Raw genomic sequence first — 16,148 nt, forward strand, 5'->3', positions numbered from 1 at the left:
GCGGCCTCTCACTTGTCCTTGGCGAGTTCGTAGGTGCGGTCCTGCTCCGGGACGGTGGTGTCGGTGCCGGGCGCGACGAGCGCGAGCCGGACCTCCTCGGCGAACGACTCGGCGTACGTGATGCGCTGGGCGTCGAGGGTGGTCAGCGCGAAGGTGATGGGGACGGCCTCGGTGGCCTGCCGGGTGCGGTCGTCGGCGTCCGGGTTGAGGGGGGTCAGCTCGCCGACGTCGATGACCCGGGCGTTGGTCACGATGACCTTGGCCTGGTCGGGGTCGCCCTCGCGCTGGCCCTCGAAGGTGGCGTAGACGTTGACCGTCGATCCCGGCGTGATCTTGCCGGCGACACCGGTCGCCGCGTCGATCATGATGGCGACCTCCTGCTGCCCGGGCTGCAGGGCGGGCTGGTCGACGATCATGTCGCTCTGCAGCAGGGAGCCCGCTTTGAGGGTGGTCACGGCGATCTTGCCGGTGATGTCCTTGAGGTCGGTGACGGCGTTGGCCGACAGCCAGCGCTCGGGCATCTCCGTCTTCTCGAACTGTCCCGCGCTGAGGCCGGCGTAGGGCTTGATATCGGACTTCACCCGGTACGCGGTGACCTCGGGGCCGACCTTGGACTTCACGTCGTTGATGACGGACAGCACGCCGGCGAACGCGGCCAGGGCGCACAGGACCGACAGGAGCAGGAGTATCACGCCGCGGCGCTGACGGGAGTTCATGAACCGTACAACCTCGTTGGGGGGCTCGGTCGAGCGGAATCGGGGAGGGGGAGACGGGTACGGCTCACCCGGCGGGCAGTTGGCGCTGGTAGACGGGTCGGTTGTCGTACGCGGATGGTTCGGGTGCTGTCGCGGAACAGAAGACACAGCGGTCGCCGATGACGTCGATCCCGCACCAGTGACAGATGTTCTGCCGCACCGAGGTGACCAGTTGGTAAAGGACCGACAGGTCGGGCAGGAAGGTGCAGAACTCGATCAGTCTGCCGGTCCCCCACCACTCGGGGGACTCGGCGGGCAGCGGCACCTCGCGCAGCCCCTGGACGCTCCACGCCTTGGCCAGGGTCTGGGAGACCCAGTCGGACTGGAGCTGCCCCTTGGCGACGAGCATCGAGGTGGCGAACTCCGGGCCGGCGAGCGTGGCACCGGGCCCGATCCGCACGAGCTGCGGCTGCGGATGCGCGACCACGCCGAACTGGCTGCCGGGCACCCAGGACTTGGCGTGCGCCTTGAGGTCGACGGGGACGCGGTCGAGCTTGGTGACGGAGCCGAGGAGCGCGCCGGCGTGGATGTAGTGGGTGAGCAGCCGGCCGGCCGAGGCGAGCACGCCCGGGCTGAGGTCGCAGGACGCGAGCTGTCTCAACTGGCGGGCCAGGGCGGCGAGTCCGAGGGGTGGCAGATCGGGGCGGAACAGGGCGATACGGTCACTCTCGAGCAGGGAACGGACGGTACGCAGTCGTTGTTCGACACTTGCCGGTACCGCCTGCGAGTACACGACGACCACATGCCCGTGCTGGTCGATCAGCGACTGGACGGCGGCCAGCGAGTGGTCGAGCGGCTGCCGGTCGAGGTCGGCGAGCACGACGGCGGGCACGGTCCGCTCGTCGTGCGGCGGCAGCGCCATGTCGGCACTGGTCACGGCGATGGCAGTTGGCACGCGCAGCTCCCCGTATCCCATGCCCGTGGGCTTACCGGCGTCACTCCGGCCCACCCGGTCGACTTCACTGCGTGACTACACGAGCACTGTAACCACGCCCCTGTGACCGGAGAACAGCGTTTCTGTGACTTGTTGGCCTTATTGAGGGCTCAAAAGAGGGCGATTCCTGCCCAGATGGGGCGCACTTGCCAGAGCTTTGGCGGCCAGGAGGGCGAGTTGGGACGCACCCCTGACCGCACTCTTGACAGCGGGATTGGTCTGGACCAACTTATTGTCATGTCCCCTCACAAGCGATCGATACGGTTCTGGTCGGGAGCGGTGACCGCCGCCCTCACCCTCTCCCTGGCGGGCGCGGCTCAGGCGTCCGCCGCGGACATCAACAACTCCACGAACGCCGGCTTCGAGTCCGGCCTGACCGACTGGACCTGCTCCGCGAGCAGCGGTACGACGGTCTCCTCCCCGGTGCACGGCGGCTCGGCCGCGCTGAAGGCCACGCCGGCCGGGCAGGACAACGCCCGCTGCACCCAGACGGTCGCGGTCCGGCCGAACTCGACGTACACACTGAGCGCATGGGTGCAGGGCGGGTACGCCTACCTGGGCGCGACGGGCACGGGCACGACGGACGTGTCGACGTGGACCCCGGACTCGACCGCGTGGAAACAGCTCTCGACGACCTTCACGACCGGCGCCTCGACGACCTCGGTGACGGTGTACACGCACGGCTGGTACGGGCAGGCGGCGTACTACGCGGACGATGTGTCGGTGTACGGCCCGGACGGGGGCGGCGGGGGTGACCCGGAGCCTTCGGTGCCGGGCGCACCGAGCGGCGTCTCCGTGTCGGGTACGTCCTCGTCATCCGTCTCCCTGGCCTGGAGCACGGTGTCCGGCGCCACGGGCTACACCGTCTACCGCGACGGCACGAAGGTGACGGCGGTGACCGGAACCTCGGCCACCGTGACCGGACTCGCGGCGTCGACGTCGTACTCCTTCCAGGTCACGGCGACGAACGCGGCGGGCGAGTCGGCGAAGTCGACGGCGGTGACGGGCACGACGACCGCCACGAGTGAGGGCGGCACCGCTCTGCCGAAGCACGCGGTGACCGGGTACTGGCAGAACTTCAACAACGGGGCGACCGTCCAGAAGCTCTCGGACGTCCAGTCCCAGTACGACATCATCGCGGTGGCGTTCGCGGACGCTACGACGACACCGGGCGCCGTGACCTTCAACCTCGACTCCGCCGGCCTGGGCGGCTACACGGTCGACCAGTTCAAGGCCGACATCAAGACCAAGCAGGCGGCCGGGAAGAAGGTCATCGTCTCGGTGGGCGGCCAGAACGGCACGGTGTCCGTGACCGACCCGACGTCCGCGACGAACTTCGCGAACTCGGTGTACGCGTTGATGCAGACGTACGGCTTCGACGGCGTCGACATCGACCTGGAGAACGGGCTCAACGCGACCTACATGACACAGGCGTTGCGGGCGCTGGCGGCGCAGGCGGGGTCGTCGTTGATCCTGACGATGGCACCGCAGACGATCGACATGCAGTCGACGTCCAACGCCTACTTCCAGACCGCGCTGAACGTGAAGGACATCCTCACGGTCGTCAACATGCAGTACTACAACAGCGGTTCGATGCTGGGCTGCGACGGCAAGGTGTACTCGCAGGGCTCGGTGGACTTCCTGACCGCGCTGGCCTGCATCCAGCTGGAGGGCGGACTGGCCCCGTCCCAGGTGGGGTTGGGGCTGCCCGCCTCGACGAGCGGGGCGGGGAGCGGGTACGTGTCGCCGACGGTCGTGAACAACGCACTCGACTGCCTTACGGCGGGCACGAGTTGCGGCTCCTTCAAGCCGTCGACGACGTATCCCGACCTACGGGGCGCGATGACGTGGTCGACGAACTGGGACGCGACCGCGGGCAACGCGTGGTCGAACGCGGTGGGGCCGCACGTGCACGCGCTGCCGTAGCGCGCTGTCATAGGGCTGGCCGGCTCTGATCGAAAGGTGTCCTACACTCGCGAAACCCCGAAGCAGGAGCCGGCCAGATGACACCCCCCGTGCAGGTCCCCACGGACAAGTGCGCCTTCGATCACCCCGAGACGCGGCGGAACTGGCAGCTCGCACGTCTGCGCGCGGGGGCGGTCCTGCCGCCGGTCGTGATGCTGTTGCTGGCGACCCTGGTGGTGATGGGGATGCTCGGGGACCGGCCCACGACGCAACCGATGTGGATGCGCGTCGCGGGCCTCGTGTGCGTCGTCGCGGCCCCGTTCGTCTTCGCCTTCGCGCTGTACTCGTTGGGGCCCGTCCTCCGGCTGCGGAGGATCCGGAAGGTTCTTCGTGAATACCCCTGGGAGTACCGCGCGTCCATCCGTCCCGCCCCCGGCGTCAAGGACGCGGCGCTCCCCGTGCGCGTGAGAACCGACGCGGACGGCGACTGGTCCAGGACCATGCGGGCGATCAACCCGCTCCAGAGGAAGCGCTGGACGGGCGAGATGGAGCACGGCGCCTGGTTCGCCGGCGACCCCGAGTTCGGCGGAGTGATCGCCGCGCCCGGCGCGACGGACTTCATGACACTGGAGCGCGGCACCCGGACGCCACCGGACCTGTACGGGGAGATCACCCGCGACAAGGCCCGCATGGCCCGTGCCAAGCGGGCCGGTATCGCCCCCCTCGGGGCGAGCCTTCGCGCATAGTCCGGCCTGCCGAATCCCCTAGGACGTGAGCGGAGATCGAGGACGGCGCCTACCCCATCGGCCGGTAATACCCCAGCACCGGCGCCAGCTGCGCGAACCACTGGCCCAACAGGTCCCGGCCCTTCGCGTCGACGACGCACTCGTAGAACCTGCCGTCGATGTGGATCACGGCCATCATGAGGGTCTTGCCGTTGGGGCCGGCCTTGTAGTGGACGCTGCGGATCTCGTGCCAGGGGAAGTCGGCGGAGTGGCCGTGGTCCTCGAAGGCGACGCCTGCCGCGTCGACGACGACGGAGTTGTGGCGGTCGACCGCCATGAACTCAGGGCCGCCGGGGGCCTGCTGGGGAGCGGGCTGCGGGTACCCGTACTGCGGCGGCGGTGGGCCGAAACCCGGTGGGGTCGGCGGGACCGGCGGGATCGGTGGTGCCGTACTCGGCAGGGGCGGGGGCTGGTTGCCGTAGGGCGGCGGCTGGTTGGTCATCGGCGGTGGTCCCCCGTGCTTCGGCTCGGTGCTTATCGAAAGATACCCGCCCCGCCTCAGCCCGCCGCCGTGACCAGCGCGTGCGCCATCCTCCGCACCCGCCACCGCCATCCGCCCGTCACCACCGGCACCAGCCCGATCGCCGCCGCCCCCAGCACCGCCGTCACCGCGAACGTCGTGAAGCCGAGCGACGCGTCGCCGGACGCGAGGACCGTGCCGCCCAGGGTCGGGCCGACCACCCCGCCGAGCCGGCCCACGCCGGTGACCCAGCCGAGGCCGGTGGCGCGTTCGCGGGCTGCGTAGACGCGGGCCGTGGCGGCGTAGACCATCGCCTGGGCGCTGTAGAGCCAGATGCCCGTCACGAACACCACCGCGTAGGCGGCGGTCAGCGGCAGGTGTGCCCTCAGCGCGTATGTGCCGCACGCCGTCAGCAGGAACCACAGCGCCGACACCCGTACCGGGCCGAAACGGTCCGCCGTGCGGCCCGCGATCAGCATGCCGACGATGCCGCCCGCGTTGATCACCATCAGGAACGTGACCGAGGAGGAGAGTGAATGGCCCGAAGCCCGCATCAGCTCCGGCAGCCACATCGAGACGCCGAAGACCAGCAGCAGGCCGGAGAAGGACGCGATCCAGAGCAGCGGGGTCGCCAGGCGGGTCTCGCGCGCGAAGAGGCCCGTGATCACCCGCAACTCCGCCCTCGCGCCCGTCCTCGGAGGTGCCTCGCCGGGGCCGCCCGGGCGCTCCAGGCCGTAGCGGTCCGCGATGTCGTACGACTGCTGCGCGCGGCCCCTCGCCAGCAGGACGGCCGGAGACTCCGGCAGCCATCTCAGCACCGCCGGTACCGCGATCAGCGCCGGCAGCGCGCCGATCCAGAAGGCCCAGCGCCAGCCCTGGCCGGGGCCGAGGGCCAGGCCCACGCCCGTCGCCGCCATGCCGCCCGCGTGGTACGACGTCATCATCAGGCCCATGGCCAGGGCCGCCCGGCGTGGCGGAGCGAACTCCGCGACGATCGCCAGGGCCAGCGGCATCAGACCGCCCAGACCCAGGCCCGCCACGAAGCGGCCCGCTCCGAAGGCCGTGGCGTCCGGGGCCAGTGCGCACACCGCCGAGCCCAGCGAGAACAGCACCACACTCGCCGTGACCAGCGGCTTCCGGCCCAGCCAGTCCGTCAGCGAGCCCGTCGCCAGGGCTCCGATCAGCATGCCGAAGGTCGTCCAGCTGCCGATCGTTCCGGCCAGGGCGTGGGTGAAGCCGAGTGACGGGTCGGCCAGCAGGTGCGGCATCGTCGCGCCGTAGAGCATCGCGTCCATGCCGTCGAAGAACAGCGTCAGCCAGCACAGGGCGATGACCAGGCCGACCGCCCTGGTGGGGCGTCCTGGCGGGGGCGTGGTCGAAGCCACCGTTCACTCTCGCTTTCCGCCACGGCGCTGTGGCCGGGTGAGTCTCTCCTCGGCCCCCACCTGTGTCAATGCCCCGCGAACCCCGTGAAACATTTCCCGGGGGCCACCGCATCAGTGGGGTGAGGACGGCGCGAGGGGGAGCACATGAGACAGGTCCCGGAGGACCAGTACGCGGAGTTCGTGGCCGCGCGGGCGGCGCAGTTGTACCGGTCCGCGTGTCTGCTGACGGCCGGGGACACGCATCTCGCCGAGGATCTCGTACAGGAGACCCTCGGGCGGATCTACACCCGGTGGCACCGCGTGACCCGGGCGGACAACCCCGCCGGGTACGCGCAGACCGTCCTCACCCGCACCTTCCTCGCCCACCAGCGGCGCCGCAGCAGCACCGAGCGCGCCACCGACGCCCTGCCGGAGCGGCCCGACGCCGGCTCCGCCTCCGACGACGTGTCGCTGCGGCTCACGCTGCTCGGCGCGCTCGCCCAACTCCCCGCCAAGGACCGGGCCGTCGTCGTCCTGCGGTACTGGGAGGACCGCTCGATCGAGGAGACCGCCGTCGCGATGCACGCCAGCTCGGCGGCCGTACGGACGCGGTGTACGCGTGCGCTCGGCCGGTTGCGGGAGCTGCTGGGCGAGGACCTCGCCGAGTACGTCCGTCCCTGACCCACTCCGTTACTCGACCACGCCGGAAGGTGATGTCCATGCCCGTCGAACACGACTCCTTCGAGGACCGGCTCGGCGCCGCCCTGCGCCAGGTCGGCGGCACCTTCGATCCCGACGACCAGACGAGGCTCGCCGCCGCCGGGCGGGCCCACGGACGGCGGCTCCAACTGCGGCGCCGGGTAGCCGTGTTGGGCGGTGCGGCGAGCATCGCGCTCGTCGGTCTGGGTGGGGCGCTGCTGCTGCCCGGTGGCGGGTCCGGTGGGCAGAACCTGCCTGCCGTGGCGCGCACCGAGGCCCCTACCGCCTCTCCCACACGTAAGCCGCTCACGGTCGTCGATGCGATGGAGACCCTCAAGAACCTGCTGCCCGAGGGCAAGTTCAGCAACGAGTCCGTCACGGGCGTCGGCTTGCTGGGCAGCCTGGTGTACGACGACGGCAAGGGCCTCTCCACCGTCCGCCTGAGCCTGGTCCAGGTCGAGCCGGGCAGCTCCCTCGCCCGCGAGACGACCCGCTGCCCCGACAAGACGAAGAATCCGTACGACAGTTGCGAGGTGACCAGGCTGCCCGACAGCTCGGTGCTCAGGATCGTGCAGGAGCCCGGCGACGGCGCGGGCGAGAAGATCTGGACCGCGGATCTACTCACACCTGACGGCCGGCGCGTCGAGGTGAGCGAGACGAACACGCCGGACTCCTGGAAGGCACCGGCCACCCGGGACGAACCTCCCCTGTCCACCGACCAGTTGCAGGACCTGGTCACGGACCCGGCATGGGACCGCTACTTCACCGGCGGCTAGAAGAACTCCGCCCACGGCTGATCCCAGACCTGCTTCACGCACAGCACCAGGAACAGCAGCCCCGCGATCACCAGCATCGCGTTGCTCAGCAGCCCGTTGCGCCATTCCCTCGGCGTCCGGGAGGAGTTGAGCAGCCAGATCAGCGTTCCCGCCAGGAAGGGAAGGAACGCGGCGCCGAGGACGCCGTACAGGATGATCAGTCGGAACGGCTGGCCCTGGAAGAGCAGGACGATCGGGGGGAACGTCAGCCAGAGCAGGTAGGCGCGGAACGGCCAGGACTTCTCCCGGGACCCCGACGCGACCGCCTCGCCACTCGCCTCCGCAGCACCCCTCCGGTAGCGCGCCACGAAGTCCGCGAACATCAGGCTCACGCCGTGCCAGACGCCGATGAGGGAGGTGAAGGACGTGGCGAAGAAGCCGATCAGGAAGAACTTGGCCGTCGCCGAGCCGTACTTGTCCTCCAGGATGTCGGTCAGCTGGATCAGGCCCTTGTCGCCGCTCGCGATCTCCACGTTGGCGGAGTGCAGGAGCTCCGCTCCGACGAAGAGCATCGAGACCACGAAGATGCCGGTGGTGATGTAGGCGACGCGGTTGTCGAGGCGCATCACCTTCATCCAGCCCGTGTTGGTCCAACCCTTGGCGTTGACCCAATAGCCGTACGCGGCAAGGGTGATGGTGCCGCCCACCCCGCCGATGAGGCCCAGCGTGTTGAGGATCGAGTCCTTCTCGTCCGGGAGGACGGGGAGGAGGCCCGCGAAGGCCTCTCCCAGGTGCGGGGTGACCCGGATCGCCAGGTACACCGTCACCACGAACATGACGCCCACCAGGAGCGTCATGACCTTCTCGAAGACCTCGTACTTGTTGAACCAGACGAAGACCAGGCCGACCAGACCGCAGGCGATGGCCCACCACTTGAGGTCCATCACGTCCGGGAACAGCGCCTGCAACGGGAGCGCGCTCGACGACATCGCCGCCGCGCCGTAGACGAAGCCCCAGATGACGACGTAGGCGACGAAGAACCAGCTGGTCCAGCGGCCCAGGCTGGCCCAGCCGTCGAAGAGGGTGCGGCCGGTGGAGAGGTGCCAGCGGCCGGCGGCCTCGGCGAGGGAGATCTTGACCAGGCAGCCGATGACGGCGGCCCACAGGAGGGTGTAACCGAAGTTGCTGCCGGCGATGAGGGTGGCGACCAGGTCACCGGCGCCCACGCCGGTGGCGGCGACGACGATTCCCGGGCCGATGTACCGCCAACTGGACTTGCGAGGGACGCTGGCTTCCGCTGTCGCTGTGTTGTCCGTGGTGTCCGCCATGCGGATCAAGAAAGCGTAAAGAGAGCGGGGACACAAGAGGGCATGCAGTGAAGGAAACACCCGGCAGGACGGGCGGCGGCCCCAGCGGCTGGGCGCGCCGCCGAGACCCCCAACCCAGCGGAGCGCTACGGCTGTCGCCGACCACAGCCGTCCGACCCGCACGTGCCGAGCTCGAACCAGACGGTCTTGCCCGGCCCGTCCTGGTGGCAGCCCCAGCGCAGGGCCAGCGCCTCCACCAGGAACATGCCCCGGCCGCTCTCCGAGGTGCCCGCTTCCAGCACCTGCGGGGTCCGGCGGCCGGAGTCGGCGACCTCGCAGCGCAGGACGCCGTGTGCGGCGGACAGGGTGAGCGTGAAGCGGCTCGCGGAGTGCAGCAGGGCGTTGGTGCACAGCTCGCTGACGAGGAGTTCGGCGGTGTCCACCAAGTCGTCCGCCTCCGCGAGCCCCCACCCCTCCAACTGCCTTCGCACCTCCGCGCGGGCCTCGCGGACGGCGGAGGGACGGGGGTCGTACTCGACACTCAGGTGACCTGCCCCCCAGGGTGGCTGGAGGTACGCGCCGTATCGAGGGTCGGGGTCCGGGAGGCGTCCCCCGGAGTGTTGCAGCATGCTTTCAGGGTGGCCTGCCCGGGGGCGCGGCACACGGGGAGGACTACCCGATTCCATACCTGTACGCCTCCGCATACTCACGGGTGCCTACGCGTACTGGAGCCGGACCGTGGCCCCGGCCCGGTCGTCGCGGACATCCACGTACGCGCACACCTGCCGGGCGAACCACAGGCCCTGGCCCGCTTCCAGTACGGCGGTGGGCGGCGGGACGAAGCCGGCGAGCGGGTCGTCGACGCGGCGCGTGGAGCGCAGTTCGCACACACAGCCGGATCCCTCGCCCCACAGCAGCGCGGTGCCGGTGAGCGGGCCGAGGAACGCCATCGTCTCGGTGACGGCCGTGGCGAACAGGTCCGCGTCGGCCGGCGCGAGTCCGCGGGCGCGGGCCCGCTGTCGTACGGCGTCGGCGTTCGGCTCCGTGAGCGGTTCCGCGTCGGGCGGGGGCTCCGGCAGCGGTACGGCGTCCAGCTCGGCGGCGAGCCGTACGGGGTCCTTGTACACGTCCGTGCCCGGGTGGGCGCGGCGGGCGGCGTCGACGATGGCGGTGCCGGCGGTGCGGGTGTCGTAGGCGCACATCGCAGTCGTCGCGAACGGGGCGAAGAGGAGGTTGGCGAGGGCCTCGTAGCGGATCCACTCGGTGGTCTCGCGCGGGGAGCGGCCGGCGCGGCCGTTCCAGACGGGTTCCATGAGGAGGTGGATACGGCCGCCGGGGCCGGCGTTCGCCGTGAGGTAACCGGCGCTCCGGGCCACGGCGTTGGCGGCGGAGCCGGTGTACCAGTCGGTGTGCGGGATGAGGGTGACGTGCTTGGCGTCGGCGCCTAGGGCGTCGTGCAGGAGGTCGAGCTTGTCGGGGGCGGCGATGGCCGCGGGCGGGGGTTCGGCGGGGTCGGCCAGGCCTTCGGTGAGGAAGGGCAGGGCCGCGGCCACGAAGCCGTCGTCGGCGCCGTAGACGGCCATGCGGTGGTCGAAGGCCCCGTGTGTGGGGGCGGGTTGGGTACTCACATCGGTCCCCTTCGGTCGGTGTGCCGCTTGCATGGGGGGCATGGGGGGCATGGGGGTGAGGCTCAGCGCTGGGCTGCGACCCAGGCGGCGATCTGGCTGCGGGTGTTGAAGCCGAGTTTGTTGAGGATGCGTTCCACATGGCCTTCGGCGGTGCGGCGGGCGATCACCAGGCGGTCGGCGATCTGCTGGTTGGCGAGGCCCTCGGCGACGAGTTCGGCGACCTGGGCCTCGCGGCGGGTGAGGCGGATCCGGGGGGTGTCGTTCAACTGGCTGCCGGTGTCGGCCCGTTCGGGCAGACCGGGCTCCTGGAGTGCGTATCCGACGAGCTCCGCGAGCCCGGGGCCGAGGCCGGCGCCGCGTTCGTAGGCCGCGGCGAAGGCGGAGCGGCCGAGGGCCTCGCGGGCCCGTCGCTCGCTGGCGTGGCGGGTGGCGGCGAGGGCCTGCGAGCCGAAGCGGTCGCGGTCGACGGAGGCCCAGGTGCGGTCGGCGCCGCCGAGCAGGACGGCCGCGTGTTCGTGGGCGTCGCGTTCCGTCGCGATGCGGGCCGCCAGGTCGAGGGTGAGGGCGATGCCGATGACGTCGTTGACGGCGAGCTTGAGGCGCAGGGCCTCGCGGGCGTACGTCTCGGCGCGCGGCCAGTCCCGCTTCACGGTGTGGGCGAGGGCGAGCATCCGCAGGACGTAGGAGCGGACCCATTCCTCGCCGTGCTCCTCGCAGAGCCGCAGCGCCTTCCGGCAGACCTCCACGGCCCGGTCCGCCTGTCCCAGGAAGCCCAGTGTGCAGGCGAGTTCGACCTGGTCGAGGCCGACGAGGCTGAGGTGCTGGCCGGGGACGCGGCCGCGGGCGACGCCGGCCTCGAAGTGCGCGAGGGTGGCGGGCAGTTCGTCGGCGAACAGCCGGACGACACCGATGACGTAGTCGGCGTGGGCGGCCTCGGCCTCGTCCCCGAGGCTCCGGGCCAGCTCCCGGGCCTCCTCGGCGCGCCGGCGGCCCCGGGTGAGGTCCTCCGGGCAGCCGGCGAGGAGCCCGGCGATCCAGAGCCCGCGGGCGCGCTCGCGTGTGGGTTCGGGGTTGGCGTCCAGGGCCCGGTCCAGCCAGTAACGGCCCTCTCGCGGTGCACCGCAGGCGTGCCAGTAGAACCAGAGGGTGCCGGCTAGGCGGAGGGCCGCGAGGCGTTCCGCGAGGCGCTCCGCTGGGGGTGCCGCGAGGTGCCGTCGTTCGGCTGCGGCGCCGTCGTGGCTGGTCGCGCCCCGCGGCGCAGCCGCAAATCGATACAGCCCCGCGCCCCTTTGGGGCGCTGCCGAACCGCACCTGACTTCGCCGGCCCCGCTCAGGGGGTCCGGCCCATCCGGCCCGACAAACGCCGCACCCGGCCCGACAGCCACCCCACCCGCTGCGGTGAGCGCCCCACCCGGCCCGGCAAGGGCGTCCGCCCCCCGCATCCCGGCAAGGCTGAACTCCAGGGCCGCCCGCAGGTTGTCCTGGTCCGCCCGTAGGCGGGCGACGATCTCGCGTTGGCCCGGCCCGAACCAGGCCCGTTCGCAGGCGGCGGCGCGCTGCTGCATCCAGTCGCGGTGGCGGCGGCGGGTGGCGAGTTCCTCGACCGCCGACTCGCGGAGCGAGTCGAGGCCGTAGTGGCGGAGGGTGTCGAGAAGGCGGTAGCGGACGCCGTCCGGGCCCGGTTCGCGGCACAGGACGGACTTGTCGACCAGGCCGGCGACGGCCTCGAGGACGTCGTACGACTGGATCCGGACGCCGTCGGCGCAGACGGCCTCCGCGGTCTCCAGGTCGAAGCTTCCGGCCGGTACCGACAGCCGGGCCCACACCAACTGCTCCTGCTCGGTGCAGAGTTCGTGGCTCCAGTCGACCGCGGCGCGCAGCGTCTGGTGGCGGGGCAGGGCGGCGGGGCTGCCGCCGGTGAGCAGGCGGTAGCGGTCGTCGAGGCGTTCCAGAAGCTGTTCCACGCCGAGGACGCGCATGCGGACGGCGGCGAGTTCGATGGCGAGCGGAAGTCCGTCCAGGCGCCGGCACAGCCGGGCGACGGCGGCCCGGTTGTCGGCGGTGAGCCGGAAGCCGGGGACCACGGCGGCGGCCCGGTCGGCGAAGAGGGCGAGGGCGGGGTGGGTGGCGGCGGCGGAGAGGTCGCCGTCCGGGTCGGGGACGGGCAGGGGCCGTACCTCCAGCAGGTTCTCCTCGGTGAGGCCGAGGCGGTGGCGGCTGGTGGCGAGGATCCGGACGCCGGTGGTGCCGTGCAGAAGGGCGGCGGCGAGGTCGGCGCAGGCGGGCAGCAGGTGTTCGCAGTTGTCGATGACGAGGAGCAGACGCCGGTCGCGCACCTGCTCGGCCAGGGCGTCCAGCGGTGGCCGGCCGGAGTGGTCGTGCAGGCCGAGCGCGTCGGCCACGGCGAGCGGGACGAGCGCCGGGTCGTGCAGCCCGGCCAGGTACACGAAGCGGACGCCGTCGGGGAAGGCGCGCTCCACGCGGGCCGCGATCCGGGCAGCCAGGCGTGTCTTGCCGACGCCGCCCGGCCCGGTCAGGGTGACCAGACGCGCGCGGGCCAACAGCTCGCGGCCTTCGGCCAGTTCGCTGCGCCGGTCGACGAAGCTGGTCGTCTCGACCGGCAGTTGCCCGTCCCGTCGTGGCGCTGATCCGCCCATGATCAGCCAGTCCTGTGGAGGTGTGGTCCGAACCTCCACCCTTCCCCGGATTCCACATATATGCACGTGCGCCTCACACCCGTGGGTGCACTTCACCGAGGGTCGCCACATGTGCCGCGGGCACGCGTACACTGCGCGACCCCCGTTCGACGAACGGTTCTGGCCACCCCGTCTTTATTCACTCTTGACCTGCTCATGCCATGAGCAGAGGATGAGCGCCACACCCGCACCTGTGTGCCACCTGTACGTCGCTGAACCACCCCCCGCTCCACTCCCCCACTTCCGGAGACCCCGGAAACCTGGAGAAACTAGGAGACTTCATGCGACTTCGCATACGCGGATCGGGCGCCGGATCCGGCGCCGGCTCAGGCCTCCGCGCCGGAAGACGACGCGCCGCCATCGCCGCCGTCGCCACGCTCGCGGCCCTCGCCCTCGCGGCCCCCCTCTCCGCGAACGCCGACAGCGCCCGGAAAGCGGCCCCGTCGGTGGACGACGTCCGTCAGTACGAGATCCACCAGCACTCGACTCCCCTGACCCGTACGGCCATTCAGAAGACCGGAGTGACGGTCGACGAGGCCGACGAGGAGACGGTGGTGATCTCCGGCCGCGCGGACCAGATCAAGAAGCTGCGCCAACTCGGCTACCAGGTCGAGGCGTTGGGCGCCGCTCCGGACCGCCTGGCCGAGGACGAGATCCGCCTCTTCGACTTCCCCTCGGCCGACTCGCGCTACCACAACTACGCCGAGATGACCTCGGAGATCGACACCCGGCTCGCGGCCTACCCGAACATCATGAGCAAGCGCGTGATCGGGAAGTCGTACTCCGGTCGGGACATCGTCGCCATCAAGATCAGCGACAACGTGGCGACGGACGAGGCCGAGCCGGAGGTGCTGTTCACCCACCACCAGCACGCCCGCGAGCACCTCACCGTCGAGATGGCGCTGTACCTGATCCGCGAACTCGGCGCGGGCTACGGCTCCGACTCCCGGGTCACCAGCATGGTGAACAACCGCGAGGTCTGGATCATCCCGGACCTCAATCCGGACGGCGGCGAGTACGACATCGCCACCGGCTCGTACCGCTCCTGGCGCAAGAACCGGCAGCCCAACTCCGGTTCCTCGTACGTCGGTACGGACCTCAACCGCAACTGGGCCTACCGGTGGGGCTGCTGCGGCGGCTCGTCCGGGTCGACGTCCTCCGAGACGTACCGGGGCACCGCCGCCGAGTCCGCGCCGGAGGTCAAGGTCGTCGCCGACTTCGTGCGCAGCCGGGTCGTCGGCGGGGAGCAGCAGATCACGGCAGGGGTCGACTTCCACACGTACAGCGAGCTGGTGCTGTGGCCCTTCGGGTACACCACCTCGGACACGACGACCGGGATGACGGCGGACGACCGGAACGCCTTCGCGACCGTCGGGCAGAAGATGGCGGCCAGCAACGGCTACACCGCGGAGCAGGCGAGCGACCTGTACATCACCGACGGGTCGATCGACGACTACCTCTGGGGTTCACACAAGATCTTCAGCTACACGTTCGAGATGTACCCGTCGTCGAGTTCGGGTGGCGGTTTCTACCCGCCCGACGAGGTCATCGAACGGGAGACCGCGCGCAACCGGGACGCGGTGCTGCAACTGCTGGAGAACGCGGACTGTATGTACCGGTCGATCGGGAAGGAAGCGCAGTACTGCGGTTAGTGCCCTGCTGAGGTGGGGGCCGTCGCCGGGCGACGGCCCCCACTCTCACGTATCCGTCAGCTCGGCCATGGACAGCGCTCCGCCGAGCAGGGCGAACAGGGTCAGCAGCAGCGCGGTGGCGGTGGCTCCGACATCGGCGTTCTCGACGACGTGGCCGCCGATGAGCCACCAGGCCAACACACCCGCCAGCACGAGCAGATGGTTGCCCCGCTCACCGAGCAGCCGCATGCCCACCCACAGCAGGACCGGCATCGCCACCAGACCCGCGACACTCGCCAGCATCGCCTCGAGCCAGCCGGCGCCCATCGCCCCCGGATCGGCCGCGGCCACGTCGCTCGACCACTCCCGCAGCCGTTCCCAGCCTGCGCGGCAGACGACGGCGGCCACGGCAGAGACGAGCGTTCCCTTGGCCCAGCGGGTGGTCCGGCTCTTGGTCATACCTCACCGTGTCACGGTGGGCCGACTAGGGCGTGAGTACGAATACTCAAGTGCGGTACGGGTGTCAGTCGACGTCGGACTTGGTGTCGGCGTCCTTGGCATCGGCCTTGGCGACCTCGGTCTCGGCGTCCTTGGCGACCTCGGTCTCGGCGTCCTCGACGGCGGTCTCCGCGTCCTCCGCGCCCTCGTCGCCGTCCTCTTCACCGTCCTCGAAGTACGCGTCCAGGACCGCGTCCAACTGCGTCTCCCACTCGGCGAACCGCGACCGGGCCGTCGCCTCGATCTCGATCGGGTACCAGCGGCGGTCGGGAGTGTGGACGGTGATGGTGAACCGCTTGCCGAAGCGCGGGGACTCCGTCTCCACGGCTCCGATCTCGTCCCAGCGGAACTCGCACGCCTGGTCGTCCAGGGCGAGCCGTACGCCCTTGTGGTCGGCGACGATCTTCGCGCGCCGGTCGGAGGCCTCGAAGGCGGGGCCGTCGGAGGCTTCGTCCTCTTCCGCCTCCCCCTCTACGGCCGCCTCGGCGGAGGGCTCCTCGGGCGCCTCGGCCTCGACCGGGGCGGCCTCGTCGGCCTCCACCGCATCGTCCGGCTCGACGTCCTTGGCGCCCTTGCCGTCCGCCGGCTCGCCGGACACGGGTGAGGTGAGCCCGGGGATGAAAGCCGGGTCGAACCCGGCGCCTTCCAGGGGCTGGCTGCTCGAACCTATGCGCTGCTCCACAGCGGGAAGTATGGCGGACGAAGCTGTGCCGTGGGGCGCCGGGGGCGGA

The 16,148-nt window shown here is 70.9% G+C and carries 15 protein-coding genes; 5 read left to right on the top strand and 10 right to left on the bottom strand.

Features of this window, described 5'->3' with window-relative positions:
* Positions 1-8 precede the first annotated feature (8 nt).
* Positions 9-716 carry a Flp pilus assembly protein CpaB gene (gene cpaB / locus IG08_RS0101400; RefSeq protein WP_030595026.1) on the bottom strand — a complete coding sequence of 236 codons (708 nt, stop codon included), beginning with the start codon at positions 714-716 and terminating at the stop codon, positions 9-11.
* A gap of 64 nt (positions 717-780) precedes the next feature.
* The gene (locus tag IG08_RS0101405) at positions 781-1,671 is read right to left on the bottom strand and encodes a hypothetical protein (RefSeq protein ID WP_106980849.1); all 891 of its coding nucleotides are present in this window, start codon (positions 1,669-1,671) and stop codon (positions 781-783) included.
* A 255-nt stretch (positions 1,672-1,926) separates the two neighbouring features.
* Between IG08_RS0101405 and IG08_RS0101410 the strand changes: the two genes are divergently transcribed.
* Both IG08_RS0101410 and IG08_RS0101415 read left to right on the top strand, forming a co-directional pair.
* Positions 1,927-3,615: a chitinase gene (locus IG08_RS0101410; protein WP_030595033.1), complete on the top strand. Its 1,689-nt coding sequence runs from the start codon at positions 1,927-1,929 to the stop codon at positions 3,613-3,615.
* Between the two features lie 77 nt (positions 3,616-3,692).
* Positions 3,693-4,340 carry a hypothetical protein gene (locus tag IG08_RS0101415; protein WP_030595036.1) on the top strand — a complete coding sequence of 216 codons (648 nt, stop codon included), beginning with the start codon at positions 3,693-3,695 and terminating at the stop codon, positions 4,338-4,340.
* A 49-nt stretch (positions 4,341-4,389) separates the two neighbouring features.
* Here IG08_RS0101415 and IG08_RS0101420 read toward each other — a convergent pair whose 3' ends face one another.
* Positions 4,390-4,821 (bottom strand): hypothetical protein, encoded by a 432-nt coding sequence (locus IG08_RS0101420; protein ID WP_030595040.1) that lies wholly within the window; start codon positions 4,819-4,821, stop codon positions 4,390-4,392.
* A 56-nt stretch (positions 4,822-4,877) separates the two neighbouring features.
* Entirely contained in the window at positions 4,878-6,224 is a 1,347-nt protein-coding gene (locus IG08_RS0101425) for an MFS transporter (protein ID WP_052424431.1), read from the bottom strand.
* A gap of 144 nt (positions 6,225-6,368) precedes the next feature.
* On the opposite strand from IG08_RS0101425, the gene IG08_RS0101430 reads away from it, so the two are divergent.
* Positions 6,369-6,884 carry a SigE family RNA polymerase sigma factor gene (locus tag IG08_RS0101430; RefSeq protein WP_030595047.1) on the top strand — a complete coding sequence of 172 codons (516 nt, stop codon included), beginning with the start codon at positions 6,369-6,371 and terminating at the stop codon, positions 6,882-6,884.
* A gap of 38 nt (positions 6,885-6,922) precedes the next feature.
* Positions 6,923-7,678, top strand: coding sequence for a hypothetical protein (locus IG08_RS0101435; RefSeq protein ID WP_158812166.1), 756 nt, complete (start codon positions 6,923-6,925; stop codon positions 7,676-7,678).
* On the opposite strand, the gene IG08_RS0101440 is transcribed toward IG08_RS0101435, so the two are convergent.
* From IG08_RS0101440 to IG08_RS61080, 4 genes are all read right to left on the bottom strand, one after another.
* Positions 7,675-8,985 (bottom strand): Nramp family divalent metal transporter, encoded by a 1,311-nt coding sequence (locus IG08_RS0101440; protein WP_030595052.1) that lies wholly within the window; start codon positions 8,983-8,985, stop codon positions 7,675-7,677. The two genes, IG08_RS0101435 and IG08_RS0101440, sit on opposite strands and share 4 nt — an antisense overlap.
* Before the next feature lie 125 nt (positions 8,986-9,110).
* On the bottom strand, positions 9,111-9,593 hold the full coding sequence (locus tag IG08_RS0101445) for an ATP-binding protein (protein WP_030595056.1): 483 nt from the start codon (positions 9,591-9,593) through the stop codon (positions 9,111-9,113).
* A gap of 87 nt (positions 9,594-9,680) precedes the next feature.
* Positions 9,681-10,592, bottom strand: a complete 912-nt coding sequence (locus IG08_RS0101450; protein WP_030595059.1) for an MEDS domain-containing protein — start codon at positions 10,590-10,592, stop codon at positions 9,681-9,683.
* A gap of 62 nt (positions 10,593-10,654) precedes the next feature.
* Positions 10,655-13,249: a LuxR C-terminal-related transcriptional regulator gene (locus IG08_RS61080; protein WP_043452878.1), complete on the bottom strand. Its 2,595-nt coding sequence runs from the start codon at positions 13,247-13,249 to the stop codon at positions 10,655-10,657.
* Between the two features lie 320 nt (positions 13,250-13,569).
* Between IG08_RS61080 and IG08_RS0101465 the strand changes: the two genes are divergently transcribed.
* Positions 13,570-14,940 (top strand): M14 family metallopeptidase, encoded by a 1,371-nt coding sequence (locus IG08_RS0101465; RefSeq protein ID WP_030595061.1) that lies wholly within the window; start codon positions 13,570-13,572, stop codon positions 14,938-14,940.
* Positions 14,941-14,985: 45 nt separating this feature from the next.
* On the opposite strand, the gene IG08_RS0101470 is transcribed toward IG08_RS0101465, so the two are convergent.
* Both IG08_RS0101470 and IG08_RS0101475 read right to left on the bottom strand, forming a co-directional pair.
* Positions 14,986-15,378 (bottom strand): hypothetical protein, encoded by a 393-nt coding sequence (locus IG08_RS0101470; RefSeq protein ID WP_030595063.1) that lies wholly within the window; start codon positions 15,376-15,378, stop codon positions 14,986-14,988.
* Between the two features lie 64 nt (positions 15,379-15,442).
* Positions 15,443-16,099 carry a hypothetical protein gene (locus tag IG08_RS0101475; protein ID WP_030595066.1) on the bottom strand — a complete coding sequence of 219 codons (657 nt, stop codon included), beginning with the start codon at positions 16,097-16,099 and terminating at the stop codon, positions 15,443-15,445.
* Positions 16,100-16,148 lie beyond the last annotated feature (49 nt).

It is taken from the genome of Streptomyces fulvoviolaceus (assembly GCF_000718165.1).
GTDB classification, from domain to species: Bacteria; Actinomycetota; Actinomycetes; order Streptomycetales; family Streptomycetaceae; genus Streptomyces; species Streptomyces fulvoviolaceus.

Bases quoted from the DNA above. Each gene is read 5' to 3' on its own strand.
- IG08_RS0101410 (WP_030595033.1), top strand. From the start codon at position 1,927: ATGTCCCCTCACAAGCGATCGATACGGTTCTGGTCGGGAGCGGTGACC.
- IG08_RS0101415 (WP_030595036.1), top strand. From the start codon at position 3,693: ATGACACCCCCCGTGCAGGTCCCCACGGACAAGTGCGCCTTCGATCAC.
- IG08_RS0101435 (WP_158812166.1), top strand. From the start codon at position 6,923: ATGCCCGTCGAACACGACTCCTTCGAGGACCGGCTCGGCGCCGCCCTG.
- IG08_RS0101440 (WP_030595052.1), bottom strand. From the start codon at position 8,985: ATGGCGGACACCACGGACAACACAGCGACAGCGGAAGCCAGCGTCCCT.
- IG08_RS0101470 (WP_030595063.1), bottom strand. From the start codon at position 15,378: ATGACCAAGAGCCGGACCACCCGCTGGGCCAAGGGAACGCTCGTCTCT.
- IG08_RS0101445 (WP_030595056.1), bottom strand. From the start codon at position 9,593: ATGCTGCAACACTCCGGGGGACGCCTCCCGGACCCCGACCCTCGATAC.
- IG08_RS61080 (WP_043452878.1), bottom strand. From the start codon at position 13,249: ATGGGCGGATCAGCGCCACGACGGGACGGGCAACTGCCGGTCGAGACG.
- IG08_RS0101430 (WP_030595047.1), top strand. From the start codon at position 6,369: ATGAGACAGGTCCCGGAGGACCAGTACGCGGAGTTCGTGGCCGCGCGG.
- IG08_RS0101405 (WP_106980849.1), bottom strand. From the start codon at position 1,671: ATGGGATACGGGGAGCTGCGCGTGCCAACTGCCATCGCCGTGACCAGT.
- IG08_RS0101465 (WP_030595061.1), top strand. From the start codon at position 13,570: ATGCGACTTCGCATACGCGGATCGGGCGCCGGATCCGGCGCCGGCTCA.
- IG08_RS0101420 (WP_030595040.1), bottom strand. From the start codon at position 4,821: ATGACCAACCAGCCGCCGCCCTACGGCAACCAGCCCCCGCCCCTGCCG.
- cpaB (WP_030595026.1), bottom strand. From the start codon at position 716: ATGAACTCCCGTCAGCGCCGCGGCGTGATACTCCTGCTCCTGTCGGTC.